The organism is Halogranum rubrum (genome assembly GCF_900114455.1).
GTDB lineage: Archaea > Halobacteriota > Halobacteria > Halobacteriales > Haloferacaceae > Halogranum > Halogranum rubrum.
This window is the reverse complement of the sequence record NZ_FOTC01000002.1, coordinates 495,232-510,848: the sequence shown is the minus strand read 5'-3', so window position 1 is coordinate 510,848 and position 15,617 is coordinate 495,232. Positions and strand designations below refer to the sequence as shown.

Below are 15,617 nucleotides of genomic sequence, written 5' to 3'. Positions count from 1 at the left end.
TCGGCATGGACCAACTGCAGCAATCGCTGCTCGACGCTCCTATTATCGAGAAAGGCGAGTACGAGTACTTTGTCCATCCGATTAGTGACGGCGTCCCGATGCTCGAACCGGGACTGCTCCGCGAAATCGTCATCAAGATCATCCGGAAGGCGGAGTTAGAGAACGTCGACAAGATTGTCACACCCGCCGCGATGGGTATCCACATATCGACGGCCGTCTCGCTGATGACGGACATCCCGCTCGTCGTCATCCGAAAACGCCAGTACGGCCTCGAAGGCGAAGTTCCGCTCTTCCAGCAGACGGGCTACTCCGAGTCCGAGATGTACATCAACGACGTCGAGGAGGGCGACCGCGTGCTCGTCCTCGACGACGTGCTCTCGACCGGTGGCACGATGAAGGCCATCCTCGGCGCACTCAAAGACGACGTCGGTGCCGACGTCGTCGACGTCGTCGCCGTCATCAAGAAGGCCGGACCGAACGAACTCGACGACACCGACTACGACGTGAAGACGCTCATCAACGTCACCGTCGAAGACGGCGAAGTCGTCATCGTCGACGAACACGGCGACGGGTAGTCGACGCGACGCAGAGCGGCGTTCTTTCGACGGATTCCCCGCCGAGCGTCGTGTCTGCGACCCGCGTTTCTCTCTTTTCGTACTCGCGTCGTCGTGATGCACGCGGAGAGGTAATCGAGCGAGCGGTCGATACCGGGCATCACGCGGCGTGTCACTCAACGGGGAGACGCCAACGGCGACGACGGCCGACTCCGTGTCCAGTCAGACGATTGATTGGCCCACGCTCGCACATCGGTCGCGGCCGGACGTTCCGCCTCCGGACGCCTTTTTCAGCGTGAGTCCCAAGGGGAGGTGATGTCATCCGCACTGTTCATCGTCAGCGAAGAGGGGTACTGGGCCGAGGAGTGTATCGAACCGCTCACGACGCTCGATTCGGCGGGCGTCGACGTCACCGTCGCGACACCGTCCGGCAACCCGCCGGTCGTCGACGAGCGCTCGCTCGACCCGGACGACGTGGGCGAGGACGAAGCGGAGCGACTTCGAGACATCCACGAGTCCGACGAGCGCCTGAACAATCCGGAGCCAATCGCCCAAATCGACGCGACGGAGTACGACGCCGTCGTCTTCCCCGGCGGCCACGGGACGGAGTGGGACGTCAATCAGGACGTCCACGCGCGACAGGCGCTCGTCTCGGCCGTCGCCGGCGACGAGGGGAAGGCGCTCGTCGTCTGTCACGCCGTCGGTATCCTCGGGTTCACCCGCGAGGCCGACGGGTCGCCGCTCGTACAGGACCGCGACGTGACCGGCTTCCCGAACGAGTGGGAAGAGGACATCGTCGACGAGAACGACTGCCTCGACGGCCGAAAGCTCCCCTACTGGGTCGAAGACGAAGTGAAGGCCGCCGGCGGCAACTGGGACGCCGAACTCGACCAAGACACGAGCGTCACCGTCGACGGTGACCTCGTGACGGCGCGCGGTCCCGGTTCGAGTTCCGCAGCAGCAGAGACGCTGCTCGACGAACTCGGTATCGACGCGTAAGGAGTTCTCGAGCGCGCAGTCGTACTTGTACTTATTCTTCGGCGAATCGCTTCGGCGACCGCGCCGCTTCCGCGACGCGAACCGCAGCGACGTTCTCGGCCACGTCGTGGACGCGGACGATGTCGGCCCCGCGGTCGACGGCCACCGTCGTCGCGGCGACGGTCGCTTCGAGGTTGTCGCCCGTCTCCTGGCCGACGAGTTCGAACATCGACTTGTGGGAGTGGCCGACGAGAATCGGACAGCCGAGGGCGTCGAACTCGTCGAGTCGACCGAGGAGTTCGAAGTTCTCGGGCTTCGACTTCCCGAAGCCGATACCGGGGTCGACGATGACGTTCTCGCGGGGGATGCCCGCCTTCTCGGCCAGTAGCACCCGCTCTGCCAACTCGTCGACGACGTCCTCGACGACGTCGTCGTACTCGACCTCCTTGTCCGGAATCACCGGTGCGTCGATGCTGTGCATCACGATGACCGGGACGTCCCGCTCGGCGGCCAAGAAGCGCATCTCCGGGTCGGCGAGGCCGGTCACGTCGTTGAGGATGTCGGCCCCGGCGTCGAGGGCGGCGCGGCCGACGGCGGCCTTTCGGGTGTCGATAGAGAGATGGACGTCGAGGTCCGCGATGGCTTCGATGACCGGGACGACGCGGGCTATCTCGTCGTCGACGGGTACCTCCTCGGCCCCAGGTCGCGTGCTCTCGCCGCCGATGTCGATGATGTCGACACCGGCGTCTATCATCGCCTCGGCCTGTTCGACGGCGTCCTGTGGGTCGAAGAAGTCTCCGCCGTCGTGGAAACTGTCGGGTGTGACGTTCAGAATGCCCATGACGGCGGTGCCGTCCTCCCACGGATAGCCTCGCTTCGTCGCTTCGACGCGGATACCGAGTCGTTCTCTGATGTCGTCTCTGAGCGCGTCGAGGCCGAACGGTTGTCCCGCCAGTTTGTCGACGAGGCGGTTGAACTGCGCGAGCGTCCCCATGAGCACGACCGAGGAGAGTTCACCGTCGGTCTGGAGTCCCGACGTCGCGCACTCGCCGCCGAGGCTCAGCATCTCCTCTTTGAGGTACTGTGCCTGTCGGCGCTCGACGTGCAGTTTCAACGAGCGGTGAACCGCCTTCCCGCGCATCCGCCAGACACCCGGTTCGGTGACGTGCGAGTCGTGGAGCATCGCCTCGGCGTCGTCCAGCGTTCGCACTCGCTTCGGAATCTCCAGTCGCGTCCACGTCGTCCGTGCTTCGGCAACACAGAAGAGTGACCCAGTAATCAGGATACAGTCGTCGGGTGCGGCGTTCTCGCGTACCTTCGCCAGCGACCCGGCGACAGAGAACCCGGCGTGGACGTCGTCGACGCCGGCCTCTTCGAACACGCGCGCCAATACTTCGGGGTCTTCGGCCCGCGAGAGGTTCGGTTTGCAGGTGACGACGGCGTCGGCGTCGGGGAGCGCGTCGACCATCTCGCGGTGGTCTTTGTCGTGCATCGCGGCGAAGACGAGATGCAGGTCCTCGTACTCGTCGGCGAACGCGTCGAGCGTCGTCGCGAGTTGGGCGCAGGCGTCGGGGTTGTGCGCGCCGTCGAGGACGACGAGTGGGTCGCGCTCCATCACCTCGAATCGGCCGGGCCAGTGGGCGTTTCGCAAACCGCGAGCGAGCGTCTCCTCGTCGACGTCCGTAATCTGCCGAGCGAGGGCGCAGGCGACACCCGCGTTCGTCGCTTGATACGCGCCGAGCAGTGGGATACGAGACTCGACGTGCCAGTCGGGGCCGTCGACGGTGACGGTCGATTCGGTGTGGTTCACGGGGCCACCCGAGACGGCGGTGACGTCCGTCTCCAACTCTCCGTCGCCGACGGTCAGTACGTCGCCCGCTTCGCGGCGAATCACGTCCAGTGCCTCGCCCGTCGCGGCGGTGACGAGCGGTGTGTCGGCGGGGGCGACGGCCGCTTTCTTCGTCGCAATCTCTTCGATAGTATCGCCCAGTACCGACGTGTGTTCGAGCGAGACGTTCGTCACCGCGCTGGCGACGGGGTCGACGACGCTCGTCGCGTCGAGTTTGCCCCCCATCCCGACTTCGAGGACGCCGACGTCGACACCGACGCGACCGAACTGCCAGATGCCCATCGCCGTCACCACCTCGAAGAAGGTGAGCGGTTCGCCGTCGGCGGCCTGCTCGACGAGGTAGGGTTTCGCCTCCTCGACGAACGCACAGAGTGCCTTCTCGGGAATCTTCCGCCCGTCGACGCGGATGCGCTCCCGAACGTCGTCGAAGTGCGGCGACGTGTAGAGGCCGACGCGGAGTCCAGACTCGCGGAGAACCGACTCGACCATCTTCGCCGTACTCCCTTTCCCGTTCGACCCCGCGACCTGAACGAACCGGACGTCTTCGTGGGGGTCGCCGAGGTGCGCGAGCAACTCCCGAACCGACTCCGTACCGGGTTTTACCTGAAACCGGCGGAGGTCGAACAGGAAGTTCGCCGCCTCGTGATAGTCCATACTCGCACCTCAGTCGGTGACCGCTTTAGATTGTCGAAGAACGGAGTTCGGCACTGCTCGCTCGATTCGGTCGGCTACGACCACTCGGCGACGAGCGACTCCACGCGCTCGATGGGGACGTGCAGCGCCGCCGAGTTGGTGCGGAACGACTCGCGGACTCGGTCGTCGGTCGGTTCCGGTGCAGAACCGGGGAACCGTCCTCGCTCGATGGTACTCGCGTACGTCAACCCGACGACGTCGCCGTCGAGCGTCACGAGCGGGGACCCGCTGCTTCCCTGTGCGCTCGGAACGCTGGTCTTCAGCGTGTCGCCGGTGCCGAGGACGCCGGTTCGCCCAGTGAACGTCCCGAGCGAGATGACCCAGTTGCCGACGCTGCCGGGGTGGCCGACCTGAACCAGTGGCTGATTCCGGTCGAGGTCCTCTGCCGACCCGGTCGAGAGCGTCGCCGGCACGTCGTCGGTGGTTCGTAAGAGTGCGACGTCCGGCCGCTGTGACGCCTCGACGAGTTCCACGTCGAGGGTGTCGCCGTCGGCGGTGTAGCAGGTCACCTCGCCGCCTTGCGCGACGACGTGGCCGTTGGTCACGATGTGTGTGTCGTCCAGAATCCACCCGGTTCCGACCGAGTAGCGGTTTCCGGCCCGGAGTTCGAGATAGACGACGGCGTCGCGGGTCGCCAGACCGACCTCGCGGGCCCGTTCTCGAACGTCTTCGGGAAACTCGGTGGTAGTCGGCGTCCCGCCGGTGGTTTCTGTAGTCGACTCTGTCACCGTCTCCGGTGGACGGATTTCGGGCGGGAGGGCTTCTCGGGGCGGGAGGTACTCGTCGGGAATCGACGTGTACGTTGCCAGTGCGGTCCCCCCGGCGAATCCGGTGAGCAGTCCGAGGAAGCCGCGTCGTGTCGCCATAGTCGAGTTCAGGACTCGACAGGGATGTACGTGACGGCTACTGGTTTGCAGAGTTACGCTTTCTCGACACTGTCGTCGTAGCAGACGAGTTCGACGCTGTTGCCTTCGGGGTCGGTGACGTACAGCGAGCGCCACTGTACCCATCCGTGCGTCGTCGTGCGAACGTCCAGCCCATGTGACTCCAGTCGTTCTACCTCACTGTCGAAGGCGTCGACTGGAATCCCGAACGCGATGTGGTCGACAGTCGTCCTCGCCGCATCCGGCGGCGTGTAGTCGTCGCTTCCGGAGCGGTCGAACAGCGCGAGTATCTGCGTGTGGCCCTCGACGCCTGGCCCGACTTCGAAGAACGTACTCGTCTCGAAGTCGCCGAGAATCGAGAGACCGACGACGTCGGCGTAGAACTCGGTCATCTCCGCCAAGTCGTCGACGCGGAGGGCAATCTCGCCGAGACCAGCGATGGCTGTGTCGTTCGTGGGGCGGTCTGTTCCCATACCCCGACCACACCGGGAGGCAAGATGAACCCAGTGTCTGCTACCATCCCCCTGAAGAACTCGTTGCGAGTACAGGCAGGGCAGGGTTCCCTCGTCGGTCCCTCTGTAGAAGTGAACATGCTCGGCGCACTCTCGATCGGCAAGAAAGCGGCACAGTACGGCTACAAGAAGTTCGGTGTTCCGGGTGCAGTGCTCGCCGGAGCGGGTGGCGCGGCTGGATACGCCGCGTTCAAGAAGAAGACGAAGTCCGCAGTCAAAGACGAACTCGACGAAGACGACCAGAACGACGGCGGGCGACCCAGCGACGAGCATCTGAGTCGGACGCCCTGAGCAGTCTACTCGAGGGCGGTCACAGTCACAGTTTCTCGTCGCAACAGTCGTGAGGGCTTTTCCTGGCTACGCTACGTCCTCCACTGAAAGGTCTATCGGGCGAATTCCCACGTGAGAGACGGCAATAACGCCTTTCAGTCACCCGTGTGATCTCCGAACTGCAATGACCGACTACATGCTGCACGTGCCGTCGATTCGGGGTGCGACGAAAGAGTCGCCCGATATGCCGTACCAAGAAGACGACTTCCCGATGGACGACATGTCCGACATCGACGACTACTTCCTGCTCTCGACGTCGGATATCCCGCCGGAAGACTTCGACGACCTCTACCTCCCCGTCTGTCACATCGACCAGCGGCTGAGCCTTCCCCTGCTGAAGCGAGCACTCGACGAGATAGACACACTCGACGACCTCGACGAAGAGACGAAAGCCGAGACCATCGACATGATTCACGACCTCGGCGAGTGCTTCCCGAACGACGGACTGGACGACTGAAGACCATCGACTGACGTCACAACCATCGCTCCTTCGACGCCGTTCTCTCCGCAACAACTGCTCTAATCGCCGGTCTCTAGCCCTCTCTATTCAGATATCTACAAATATCTCTGAATAGCTATCCAAGAAGTTGTTCAGACATCTGTCCAGATATCTAAAAGCACTTTTCAGAGTTCCGTTCGGTGACTACTACAAGACCTACTTTTGCTTCACCCAGTCGTGCCTAAAGCACTGTGACAACGGCGCTGTCACGAGTTTTAGGCAATCTTTCGCTTCGCTCAGTCATGCCTAAAGCACCGTGATAGCAGAGCTGTCACAAGCCTCCACCACTTCTTTCAGTCGTGGCGGAAGCATCGCCGGCCGGTGAACGCCATCGCGATGTCGTGTTCGTCGGCGGCGGCGATGACGTCCTCGTCGTTGACGGAGCCACCGGGTTGGACGACGGCCGTGATTCCGGCCTCTGCGGCCTCTTCGATGCCGTCGGGGAACGGGAAGAAGGCGTCCGAAGCCATCACTGCGCCGTCCGATCCTTTCCCTTCGGCGTGTTCGTCGGCCTTCATCGCGGCGAGTCGGACGGCGTCGACGCGGGAGACCTGTCCCATCCCGACGCCGACTGTCTCGGTTCCCTTCGCGAACAGGATGCCGTTGGACTTCACGTGTTTCAGCACCTTCCACGAGAACAGCATCGTCTCCAGTTCTTCCTCGCTGGGTTCACGCTCGGTGACGACTTCCAGGTCGTCGAGTTCCGGAGACCAGCGGTCGCGTTCCTGCACCAACCGTCCGCCGACGATTGGCTTCTCGGTGAATCGCTCCGTTATCTCGCCCAGTCCTCCGACGTCGAGCACGCGCAGGTTCTTCTTCTCGGTGAGGACGTCGAGCGCGGCGTCGGTGTAGCCTGGCGCGACGACGACTTCCTTGAACGAGTCGACGACTTGCTCGGCGGTGGCGGCGTCGCACTCGCGGTTGAGCGCGACGATGCCCCCGAATGCACTCATCGGGTCCGTCGAGAGTGCCTTCTCGTAGGCGTCGGCGAGACTGTCGGCCGTGGCACAGCCAGCAGGGTTGGTGTGTTTGATGACGGCGGCGGCCGGTTCGTCGAACTCCTTGATGAGGTTCAGTGCGCCGTCGGCGTCGTTGTAGTTGTTGTACGAGAGTGCCTTCGCGCCCTCGTTCAACTGGTCGGCGTGGACGACGCTCGCCTCGTCGCAGGCGGCGTCGACGTAGACGGCGGCGTCTTGATGCGGGTTCTCGCCGTAGCGGAGCGACGCTTCGAGGTCGTTCGAGACGAGTCGGCGGTCCGGGAAGTCGCCGCCCTCGTCGCCGTCGACGTGGACCGTGTCATCTTCGACGGTCACGCGGTCCTCGGCGAACCAACGAATCGCACGCGGGTAGGCGGTGAACTCCGCTTCGTTGAGGACGCGCTGTTTGAGGCTCTCTTCGTCGTCGTCTTCGTAGACTGGGACAGCCTCCTGCGTGACGATGGGACCGCCGTCGACTTCCTCGTCGACGACGTGGACCGTACAGCCAGTCATCCGTACGCCGGCGTCGAGCACCTGTTCGTGGGCGTCCATCCCGGGGAACGAAGGAAGGAGGGAAGGGTGGACGTTGAGCGTCGTCGGCGCGGTATCGACGAACTCCTCGGTGAGCACGCGCATGTAGCCGTCGAGACAGACGATGTCGAAGTCGTAGCTGTCGAGACGGTCGAGCACGCGTCGTTCGTGTTCCTCGCGGGACTCGTCGTCGCCGCGTGTCACGACCTCTGTCGGGATGCCGCGCTCTGAGGCACCTTCGAGGACCGGCGCGCCCTCCTCGTTCGCGAGGACGACACTCAGTTTCGCCCCACCGGGGGCGTGGTCGGCGATGTGCAGCAGGTTGCGGCCACGGTTGCTCGCGAGACCGGCGATCTTGAGCATGTGTGAGTGACCCGGCCGCGGGAGAAAAACAGTTGCGGTTGCGACAGCGGTTGTATACACTTTCGTGCCCACATACTCGGAAACAGTCGGCGGAAGACGGGTGAGATATACACAGAAGTGTCTTTCACCATCGACACGCTTTTGCGGTCACCGCCGGGAGCACTGGACATGACCGACCTGCCGCGGAACGACCCCCTCGCCGCCGTCTCGCCACTCGACGGTCGGTACGCCGGACGAACAGCACCGCTGAGTCCCTACGCCAGCGAGTCTGCGCTCATGCGCGCTCGCGTCCGCGTGGAAGTCGAGTATCTCGTCGCACTCGCCGACCTCGCCTCGACGCCGCTCACGCTCGACGAGGGCGAACGCGCCGACCTGCGAGCGCTCTACGACGAGTTCGACGCCGACGACGCACGTCTCGTGAAACAGATCGAAGTCGAGGGAACCGAGGAGTTCTCGGCGACGAACCACGACGTGAAAGCCGTCGAGTACTTCATCCGTACGGCCACCGACGAATCGGTCTATCCGTGGATTCACTTCGGCCTGACGAGCGAGGACGTGAACAACCTCGCACAGCGTCTGCTCGTCAAACCCGCCGTCGAGGAGGTGCTCGTCCCCGCGCTCGCCGAGGTCCGCGACGAACTCACCGCGCTGGCACAGGACAACCGCGACCTGCCGATGCTCGCGCGGACCCACGGTCAACCCGCGACGCCGACGACGTTCGGCAAGGAGATGGCCGTCTACGCCGCCCGGTTGGGGAAAGCGATTGCGCGAACGAGCGAAGCGGCCGAGGGTCTGTCAGGCAAACTCGCCGGGGCCTCGGGAACCTACGCCGCCCACGTCGCCGCCTACCCCGACGTCGACTGGCAAGCGTTCTCCCGCGAGTTCGTCACCTCGCTCGGACTCCAGCACACCGCGCTCACGACGCAGGTCAACCCCTGTGACGACCTCGCTGCACTCTTCGACGCGCTCCGCGGCGTCAACAACGTCCTCGTCGACTTGGACCGCGACATGTGGCTCTACATCTCCGACCGCTATCTCGGTCAGCGGACCGTCGACGGCGAGACGGGGAGTTCGACGATGCCGCACAAGGTCAACCCCATCGACTTCGAGAACTCTGAGGGGAACCTCTCGAAGGCCAACTCCGACCTGACGTTTCTCGCCGACTACGTCACCACCTCGCGCCTCCAGCGTGACCTCTCGGACTCGACGGTCAAGCGTAACATCGGCGCGGCGTTCGCCCACTGTCTCATCGGCTACGGAAAGACCACGAAGGGACTCGACAAAGTCGTCCCGAACGAACAGGTGATGCGCGACGAACTCGACTCGACGCCCGAAATCATCGGCGAGGCCGTCCAGACCATCCTCCGCCGCGAGGGCGACACCGACGCCTACGAACGCGTGAAAGACCTGACCCGCGGTCAACACGTCACGCTCGCGGACTTCCACGACCTCTTCGCCGACCTCGACGTCGACGAGAGCGTCCGCGAGGAGTTGCTCGCATTGACGCCGAGCGGATACACCGGCGTCGCAGACGAACTCGTCGACGAGTTAGACTAGCGCCTTCGGCGACACCAGATCACTGTCACGGGGTAAGCCGGCGCACGAGACGTTCTCATCCGTTGGGAATCGGCTTCTCGTTATATCGATATGCGGTTCTTCGGGACAACTATGAACAGTGACAGAATCGGCGCTCCCGGAACCGGCATCTCTCGACGTGACTTCCTCAAGGCGACCGGTGCGACCGGTGCCGTCGCCGTCGCTGGCTGTATGCAGGCCCCGATGGCGCAACAGGCTTCGTCGAACGGCGCGGCACTCTCGACACAGGCCGCAGACCTCCCGCTCACCGGCCCGCCGGAAGTCGTCGACCTCGACGAACTCGGCGGCGAAGTGACGCTTCGCACGGTCCACGCTCGCCACGAAGTCCACCCCGGCGAGGCGATGAACGGCCCCATCACGCTCCCCGTCGTGTGGGCGTTCCAAGCGAACGATGGGACGCCGTCCGTCCCCGGCCCGGTCCTCCGGTGCACCGAAGGGACTGAACTGAAGATTACGCTCGACAACTCCGACAGCATGCACCCGCACACGCTGCACTTCCACGGCGTGCGCAAGTCGTGGATGAACGACGGCGTCCCCACGACGACGGGCATCACAGTCATGCCGGGTGAGAAACACACCTACACGGTTCCCGCGAACGTCGCCGGAACGCACCTCTATCACTGCCACTTCAACACCCCGTTCCACATGGACATGGGGATGTACGGCATCCTCCGGGTCGACCCCGTAGGCTACGAAGAGGCCGACAAGGAGTACTTCATGACGGTCAAGGAGTGGGACTCCCGGCTCTCACGGCAGTACGGCGGCGAGAACGTGAAGTACTCGCTCACCGACCGCATGGGCGACGTGTTCACCATCAACGGCCGTTCGGCCCCGTACACACTACACCCCGAGATGGGGTCGCCGGTCATCGTCGACTCGGGTGACACGGTCCGCATCCACCTCGTCAACGCGGGGTTCATGAGCCACCCGATACACACGCACAACCACCGGTTCAAAATCGTCGAGAAAGATGGAAGCCCGATGCCCGAACCGCTCCAGTACCTGCAGGACGTGGTGAACATCGGTCCCGCCGAGCGCTACACCATCGAGTTCGTCGCCGACGCCGACCCGGGCATCTACCCGATGCACTGCCACAAGGTTGACCACGTCCGCAACGGCAACTCCTACCCCGGCGGGATGTTCACTGCCACCGTCTACACCGAGGCGATGGACTCCGACATCTTCCGGAAGGTGATGGACTACGCGGGGTACGAGCTATGAGCGACGTCAGTAGACGCAGTTTCCTCCGGGCGGGTGCGGCCGCCGGTCTCGCTGTCGCGGCGGGACCGACGGTCGGAACAGTTGCCGCGCAAGAGACAGGAACACAGACGTTCGACGGTTGGCTCGACACCGTCGACAACTACGACGGCGTCGTCGACGCCCGTGGGAAGGCCTCGGTGCTCGTCGAAGTCGGCACTAACGCCAACGGCGGCGCGTTCGGGTTCGGCCCGGCCGCGGTGCAGGTCGACCCTGGAACGACGGTCCGGTGGGTCTGGACCGGCGAGGGCGGCGTCCACAACGTCGCTGCGGCCGACGGCAGTTTCGCCAGCGAACTCCTGAGCGAGAAGGGTGAGACGTTCGAGTACGTCGCCGACACCGAGGGTGTCGTCAAGTACGCCTGCGAACCGCACGCCGCGATGGGGATGAAGGGCGTCGTCGTCGTGGGCGAGGTTCCCGGCGTCGAGGCCAGCACCGTCGCGGGGAGTACCGAGAACGACCCCGCCGCGGTCTACGACGACTGGTTCGACACCGTCGACAACTTCGCCGGAACCGTCGACAGACGCGGCGAGGACGTCGTGACCGTGGAAGTCGGTGCGACTGGCAACGGTGGGGCGTTCGGCTTCGAACCGGCCGCCGTGCAGGTCGACCCTGGGACGACGGTCCGCTGGGAGTGGACCGGACAGGGTGGCTACCACAACGTCGTCGCCAGCGACGGGTCCTTCGCCAGCGACATGAGCGGCGACGCCGGTTACGCCTTCGAGTACGTCGCCACCGAACGCGGCGTGGTCAAGTACGCCTGCGAACCGCACGCCGCGATGGGCATGAAGGGGGCACTCCTCGTCGGCGACGCCGCACCCGCGGGACTCCCACCCGTGAGCGGCGCACAACTGCTCGGCGGCGGCCTGTTGGCGGCAGCGTTCTCACCGCTCGCGCTGTGGGTCTTCTTGACGCTCCACGGGACGCGCGACGGCGGTAGCGACGGGCGCGTGTACTACCCGCACGGAGCGGATGGGTCGGCGTGGAACGACACGAGGCCGGACGACTCGCGGTCGATCTGACCGCGGCGATAGACTTTTTGACAGTTCGTACGTGTGTAAACCTGCATGTGCCCTCCAACCAACACTAACGGAACCGATAGCACTGACTTCGGCGACGAGCGTGGCTGTCCGAAGTGTGGACACACCGAGACAGAAGTCGACTCCATCGCGACGACGGGCGGCGGCCTCTCGAAGATGTTCGACATCCAGAACCGCAAGTTCACCGTCGTCTCCTGTACGAACTGTGGCTACTCGGAACTCTACCGTGGCCGCTCGACGAACGACGTCATCGACATCTTCCTCGGCTGACGGCCGCCTCGCCGTTCTCACCGGTCTTTTCGTTCTTCACCGGCCTTTCCGTTACCCGAGCAACTCGCCGAGCGTCGCTTCGAGCGCTCGCGCCGCCGCCCGGACCTCTGCGATGGGGACGTACTCGCGTTCGGAGTGAGCGACGGCACCCTCGCTGTCGGCGAGCGACCCCGGCCCGAAGACGACGGTGGGTGCGGGCGCGAAGTAGGACGCTTCGGTCGCCGCGGTGAACGGTCGGACCGCTCCACCGGAACCGCCACTGGCGTCCGTCGCCGCGGAGGCGAGCGTCTGCACCAGCGGGTCCGCTTCGTCCGTCGCGAACGCTTCGAGAAACGGCGTCTCGCGGTCGGTGAGTGCGAACGTGACGCCGACGTCGGCGGGAATCGCCTCGCGGAGCGCCCTCTCCAGCGACTCGCGGAACCCGTCGGCCGTCTCTGGTGGAATCGTTCGCCTGTCGACGACGAGTCGGCAGTCGGCGGGTATCTGGTTCGTCGCCGCGCCGCCCTCGATGGTCGTCGGGGTGAGCGTCGCCGCACCGAGCGTGGGGTGTGGGTCGCGCTCGGCGTCGAACGTCCGGAGCGTCGCCAACACCTGTTCGACGGCGGAGACAGCGTTGGCCCCGGACTCGGGTTCGGCGGCGTGGGCGCTGACGCCCGAGAGCGTTATCGTCCCCTGAAACCGGCCTTTCGCCGCGTTACAGACGTCGAGGCCGGTCGGCTCGCCGACGATGTAACAGTCGCCGTCGACGTCGAGGGCGGCCGCACCGGTCGACAACACCTCCTCGTCCGGCGTGACGGCGAGAGTCAGGGTTCCTTCGTCGGGGTCTGTCGCCAGAAACGCCGAGAGGAGTGCGGCGAGCGGCCCCTTCGCGTCGCAGGAGCCACGGCCGCGGACGACGCCCGCCTCGTCGTCGCGTTCGTAGGGAAGGTGCGGCGGGACGGTGTCGATGTGCGTGTTGAGCACGACGTGTGGCGACCCCGTCCCCTTGCTGGCGACGGTGTTGCCCGCGTCGTCGACAGTCGCCTCGATACCGTGGCTGGCGAGCGTATCGACGAGAAACTCCCGCATCTCTGCGACCGCTTCGGCCGTCGAGTCGATTCGGACGGCGTCGGCGAGGAACTCGACAGGGTCGAAACCGGTCGAACTCACAGCTCAGACGAGGGGTCGCGACCGAGTTCGCCCGCGAACTCGTGGTCGACCGGGCCGCGCAGCGTCGCGGGTGCGTCGTCCGGAACGGAGATTTCGAGGTCGCCACCCGGCGGGCTGACGGTGACGCTCTCGCAGTCGTCGAGGCGTCCGAGACGCTTCGCGACGGCGACGACGGCGACGGCACCCGTTCCACAGGACTGCGTCTCGCCTTCGACGCCGCGCTCGTAGGTCCGCTGGCGGAAGCCGTTCTCACTCGGAGACGCGAACGTGACGTTCGCGCCTTCGGGGAAGACGTCGGCGTAGCGGAGCGTCGGGCCGACGGTTTCGAGGTCGACGTCGTCGACGTCGTCGACGAAGATGACCGCGTGCGGGACGCCCGTGTTGACGGCAGTGACGGAGAAGCCTTCGAGTTCCTCCTCGATGAGTGGTCCGTCGTGCGTGAGCGGGACGTCGCGCGGGTCGAACGCGGGGACGCCCATCTCGATGGTGACGCTGCCGTCGTCGTGGACAGTCGCGTGGCGAGTGCCCGCCTGCGTGTCGACCATCACTTCGCTCGCGCCGGTCTGTTCTGCGGCCCACGCGGCGGCACAGCGTGCGCCGTTGCCGCACATCGCGGCCGTCGAGCCGTCGGGTTGCACGAGCGTCATGATGACGCGCGGTGGCGAGTACTTCTCCTCTAAGGCGAGAAAGAGCACGCCGTCTGCGCCGACGTGGTCGTCTTCGTCGATGTCGAGGTCGGTCCCCGCACCGTTCGTCCGGTCGCAGTAGGTCGTCGCAAACGAGTAGCGATTCGGGATGAACTCGTCGGCGTCGATGATGATGAAGTCGTTGCTCGTTCCGTGGTACTTCTCGTAGGATACGGTTCGGTCTGCGTGTAAACTCATACTTCGTCCTCCAGCTTGGTCAGGTCGCGTCGCTGCTCGCGTCGGCGAACCAATCGTGCGTCGCTCGATTCGGGAGACCCCGACGATTCGAGCGCGACTTCGGCCGGCCGTGGCCGCGAGTTGTAGGTGCTTGTCATCTCGTAGCCGTACGCACCGGCGTTGCCGATAGCGAGCAGGTCGCCACGTTCGGGACGCGGCAATGGTCGGTCTTCACACAGTACGTCTGCGCTTTCACAAATAGGGCCGGTGACCGTGACAGGTATTGCCACCCGGTCGCTTCCGGACAGATTCGCCAGCGCGTGATACGAGTCGTACATCGCCGGTCGGAGCAGGGTTGTCATCCCGGCGTCGACGCCGACGACGGTCGTTTCAGGTGCCTCTTTGACGGTGTTCACCCGCGTGAGCAAGACGCCCGCGTCGGCGACGACGTAGCGGCCGGGTTCGACGGCGAGCGTCGCGTCTATCTCACCGATTGCCTCGCGGGTCGCCTCGGCGACGGCGTCGAGGTCCAGCGGTGGTTCGTCCTCGTGGTACGGGACGCCGAACCCGCCGCCGACGTCGACGAACTCCAACTCGCCGACCTGCCGAGCCAACTCGCCCATCCGACGGACGAGTTCGCGGTGGTTCTCTAGGTCGTCACCGGAGATACCGCTCCCGGCGTGGGCGTGGATGCCGACGACGTCGAAGTCGTCTCGCGCGCGTTCGAGGAGGTCGGGAACGCGGTCGTAGGGGACGCCGAACTTCGCGTTCGCGCCAGTCTGGACCTTCTCGTGGTGGCCCGCCCCGACGCCCGGGTTCACCCGGACGCACAGTCGCCCGTCGAACCCGCGTTCGCGGAGGCGGTCGACGGTGTCCGCCGCGCCGACGGTGACGGTGAGGTCCGGATGGTCCTCCCGCCACGCGTCGACGACGTAATCGAGGTCTTCGGCAGGCGGGTTGACGGCGGTGTACTGCACCTCGTCACCCTCGTACCCAGCGTCGAACGCGCGCATCACCTCGCCCGCCGAGGCGCACTCGGCGGCGAGTCCCGCCTCACGAACGGTTTCGAGCACTGCGCGGCCGGTGTGGGCCTTCACCGCGTATCGCACGTCTTCGCTCGGGAAGGCGGCTTTCAGCCGTTCACAGTTCTCTCGAACCCGGTCGAGGTCGATTACGTATAGCGGCGTACCGTGTACGTCGGCTAGCGAGTCTAATCGCTCGGCGTCCCAGTCGGCCAGTCGTCGGATGTCGGGGTTGTCGGTCATCTCTGTC

General features: G+C 65.1%; 15 protein-coding genes. 8 read left to right on the top strand and 7 right to left on the bottom strand.

Annotation, left to right across the window (positions count from 1 at the left end; all coding sequences use genetic code 11):
* Positions 1–5: 5 nt before the first annotated feature.
* The gene (gene hpt / locus BM083_RS10870) at positions 6–575 is read left to right on the top strand and encodes a hypoxanthine/guanine phosphoribosyltransferase (RefSeq protein WP_009366110.1); all 570 of its coding nucleotides are present in this window, start codon (positions 6–8) and stop codon (positions 573–575) included.
* A gap of 294 nt (positions 576–869) precedes the next feature.
* On the top strand, positions 870–1,553 hold the full coding sequence (locus BM083_RS10865) for a type 1 glutamine amidotransferase domain-containing protein (RefSeq protein ID WP_089869350.1): 684 nt from the start codon (positions 870–872) through the stop codon (positions 1,551–1,553).
* A gap of 31 nt (positions 1,554–1,584) precedes the next feature.
* On the opposite strand, the gene folP is transcribed toward BM083_RS10865, so the two are convergent.
* The 3 genes from folP to BM083_RS10850 form a co-directional block, all read right to left on the bottom strand.
* On the bottom strand, positions 1,585–4,035 hold the full coding sequence (folP, locus tag BM083_RS10860; protein WP_089869348.1) for a dihydropteroate synthase: 2,451 nt from the start codon (positions 4,033–4,035) through the stop codon (positions 1,585–1,587).
* 74 nt (positions 4,036–4,109) lie between these two features.
* On the bottom strand, positions 4,110–4,940 hold the full coding sequence (locus BM083_RS10855; protein WP_177197605.1) for a S1 family peptidase: 831 nt from the start codon (positions 4,938–4,940) through the stop codon (positions 4,110–4,112).
* Positions 4,941–4,993: 53 nt separating this feature from the next.
* A complete protein-coding gene (locus BM083_RS10850) occupies positions 4,994–5,431 on the bottom strand; it encodes a VOC family protein (protein ID WP_089869344.1) in 438 nt (145 codons plus the stop codon).
* A 24-nt stretch (positions 5,432–5,455) separates the two neighbouring features.
* Between BM083_RS10850 and BM083_RS10845 the strand changes: the two genes are divergently transcribed.
* On the top strand, positions 5,456–5,761 hold the full coding sequence (locus BM083_RS10845) for a hypothetical protein (RefSeq protein WP_143085713.1): 306 nt from the start codon (positions 5,456–5,458) through the stop codon (positions 5,759–5,761).
* A gap of 163 nt (positions 5,762–5,924) precedes the next feature.
* Positions 5,925–6,257, top strand: a complete 333-nt coding sequence (locus tag BM083_RS10840) for a hypothetical protein (protein ID WP_009366117.1) — start codon at positions 5,925–5,927, stop codon at positions 6,255–6,257.
* A 335-nt stretch (positions 6,258–6,592) separates the two neighbouring features.
* Here the strand turns inward: BM083_RS10840 and purH are convergent, their stop codons facing one another.
* Entirely contained in the window at positions 6,593–8,170 is a 1,578-nt protein-coding gene (purH, locus tag BM083_RS10835) for a bifunctional phosphoribosylaminoimidazolecarboxamide formyltransferase/IMP cyclohydrolase (protein ID WP_089869340.1), read from the bottom strand.
* 168 nt (positions 8,171–8,338) lie between these two features.
* Here purH and purB point away from each other — a divergent pair, with 168 nt between their 5' ends.
* The 4 genes from purB to BM083_RS10815 all read left to right on the top strand — a co-directional run bounded on the left by purB (position 8,339) and on the right by BM083_RS10815 (position 12,333).
* Positions 8,339–9,727 carry an adenylosuccinate lyase gene (gene purB, locus BM083_RS10830; RefSeq protein ID WP_089869337.1) on the top strand — a complete coding sequence of 463 codons (1,389 nt, stop codon included), beginning with the start codon at positions 8,339–8,341 and terminating at the stop codon, positions 9,725–9,727.
* 111 nt (positions 9,728–9,838) lie between these two features.
* Complete coding sequence (locus tag BM083_RS10825; protein ID WP_049893634.1) at positions 9,839–10,987, top strand: multicopper oxidase domain-containing protein; 1,149 nt, start codon at positions 9,839–9,841, stop codon at positions 10,985–10,987.
* The gene (locus BM083_RS10820; protein WP_089869335.1) at positions 10,984–12,045 is read left to right on the top strand and encodes a halocyanin domain-containing protein; all 1,062 of its coding nucleotides are present in this window, start codon (positions 10,984–10,986) and stop codon (positions 12,043–12,045) included. The genes BM083_RS10825 and BM083_RS10820 overlap by 4 nt, the downstream gene beginning before the upstream one ends.
* A 45-nt stretch (positions 12,046–12,090) precedes the next feature.
* Complete coding sequence (locus tag BM083_RS10815) at positions 12,091–12,333, top strand: zinc ribbon domain-containing protein (RefSeq protein WP_089869333.1); 243 nt, start codon at positions 12,091–12,093, stop codon at positions 12,331–12,333.
* Between the two features lie 51 nt (positions 12,334–12,384).
* Here the strand turns inward: BM083_RS10815 and BM083_RS10810 are convergent, their stop codons facing one another.
* The 3 genes from BM083_RS10810 to lysA are packed head-to-tail and all read right to left on the bottom strand — an operon-like array spanning position 12,385 to position 15,610.
* Entirely contained in the window at positions 12,385–13,482 is a 1,098-nt protein-coding gene (locus tag BM083_RS10810) for a M20 family metallopeptidase (protein ID WP_089869331.1), read from the bottom strand.
* A complete protein-coding gene (gene dapF, locus BM083_RS10805; RefSeq protein WP_089869329.1) occupies positions 13,479–14,366 on the bottom strand; it encodes a diaminopimelate epimerase in 888 nt (295 codons plus the stop codon). The genes BM083_RS10810 and dapF overlap by 4 nt, the downstream gene beginning before the upstream one ends.
* Complete coding sequence (gene lysA / locus BM083_RS10800; RefSeq protein ID WP_089869326.1) at positions 14,363–15,610, bottom strand: diaminopimelate decarboxylase; 1,248 nt, start codon at positions 15,608–15,610, stop codon at positions 14,363–14,365. The genes dapF and lysA overlap by 4 nt, the downstream gene beginning before the upstream one ends.
* Positions 15,611–15,617: the final 7 nt, after the last annotated feature.

Bases quoted from the DNA above. Each gene is read 5' to 3' on its own strand.
- hpt (WP_009366110.1), top strand. From the start codon at position 6: ATGGACCAACTGCAGCAATCGCTGCTCGACGCTCCTATTATCGAGAAA.
- BM083_RS10865 (WP_089869350.1), top strand. From the start codon at position 870: ATGTCATCCGCACTGTTCATCGTCAGCGAAGAGGGGTACTGGGCCGAG.
- folP (WP_089869348.1), bottom strand. From the start codon at position 4,035: ATGGACTATCACGAGGCGGCGAACTTCCTGTTCGACCTCCGCCGGTTT.
- BM083_RS10855 (WP_177197605.1), bottom strand. From the start codon at position 4,940: ATGGCGACACGACGCGGCTTCCTCGGACTGCTCACCGGATTCGCCGGG.
- BM083_RS10850 (WP_089869344.1), bottom strand. From the start codon at position 5,431: ATGGGAACAGACCGCCCCACGAACGACACAGCCATCGCTGGTCTCGGC.
- BM083_RS10845 (WP_143085713.1), top strand. From the start codon at position 5,456: ATGAACCCAGTGTCTGCTACCATCCCCCTGAAGAACTCGTTGCGAGTA.
- BM083_RS10840 (WP_009366117.1), top strand. From the start codon at position 5,925: ATGACCGACTACATGCTGCACGTGCCGTCGATTCGGGGTGCGACGAAA.
- purH (WP_089869340.1), bottom strand. From the start codon at position 8,170: ATGCTCAAGATCGCCGGTCTCGCGAGCAACCGTGGCCGCAACCTGCTG.
- purB (WP_089869337.1), top strand. From the start codon at position 8,339: ATGACCGACCTGCCGCGGAACGACCCCCTCGCCGCCGTCTCGCCACTC.
- BM083_RS10825 (WP_049893634.1), top strand. From the start codon at position 9,839: ATGAACAGTGACAGAATCGGCGCTCCCGGAACCGGCATCTCTCGACGT.
- BM083_RS10820 (WP_089869335.1), top strand. From the start codon at position 10,984: ATGAGCGACGTCAGTAGACGCAGTTTCCTCCGGGCGGGTGCGGCCGCC.
- BM083_RS10815 (WP_089869333.1), top strand. From the start codon at position 12,091: ATGTGCCCTCCAACCAACACTAACGGAACCGATAGCACTGACTTCGGC.
- dapF (WP_089869329.1), bottom strand. From the start codon at position 14,366: ATGAGTTTACACGCAGACCGAACCGTATCCTACGAGAAGTACCACGGA.
- lysA (WP_089869326.1), bottom strand. From the start codon at position 15,610: ATGACCGACAACCCCGACATCCGACGACTGGCCGACTGGGACGCCGAG.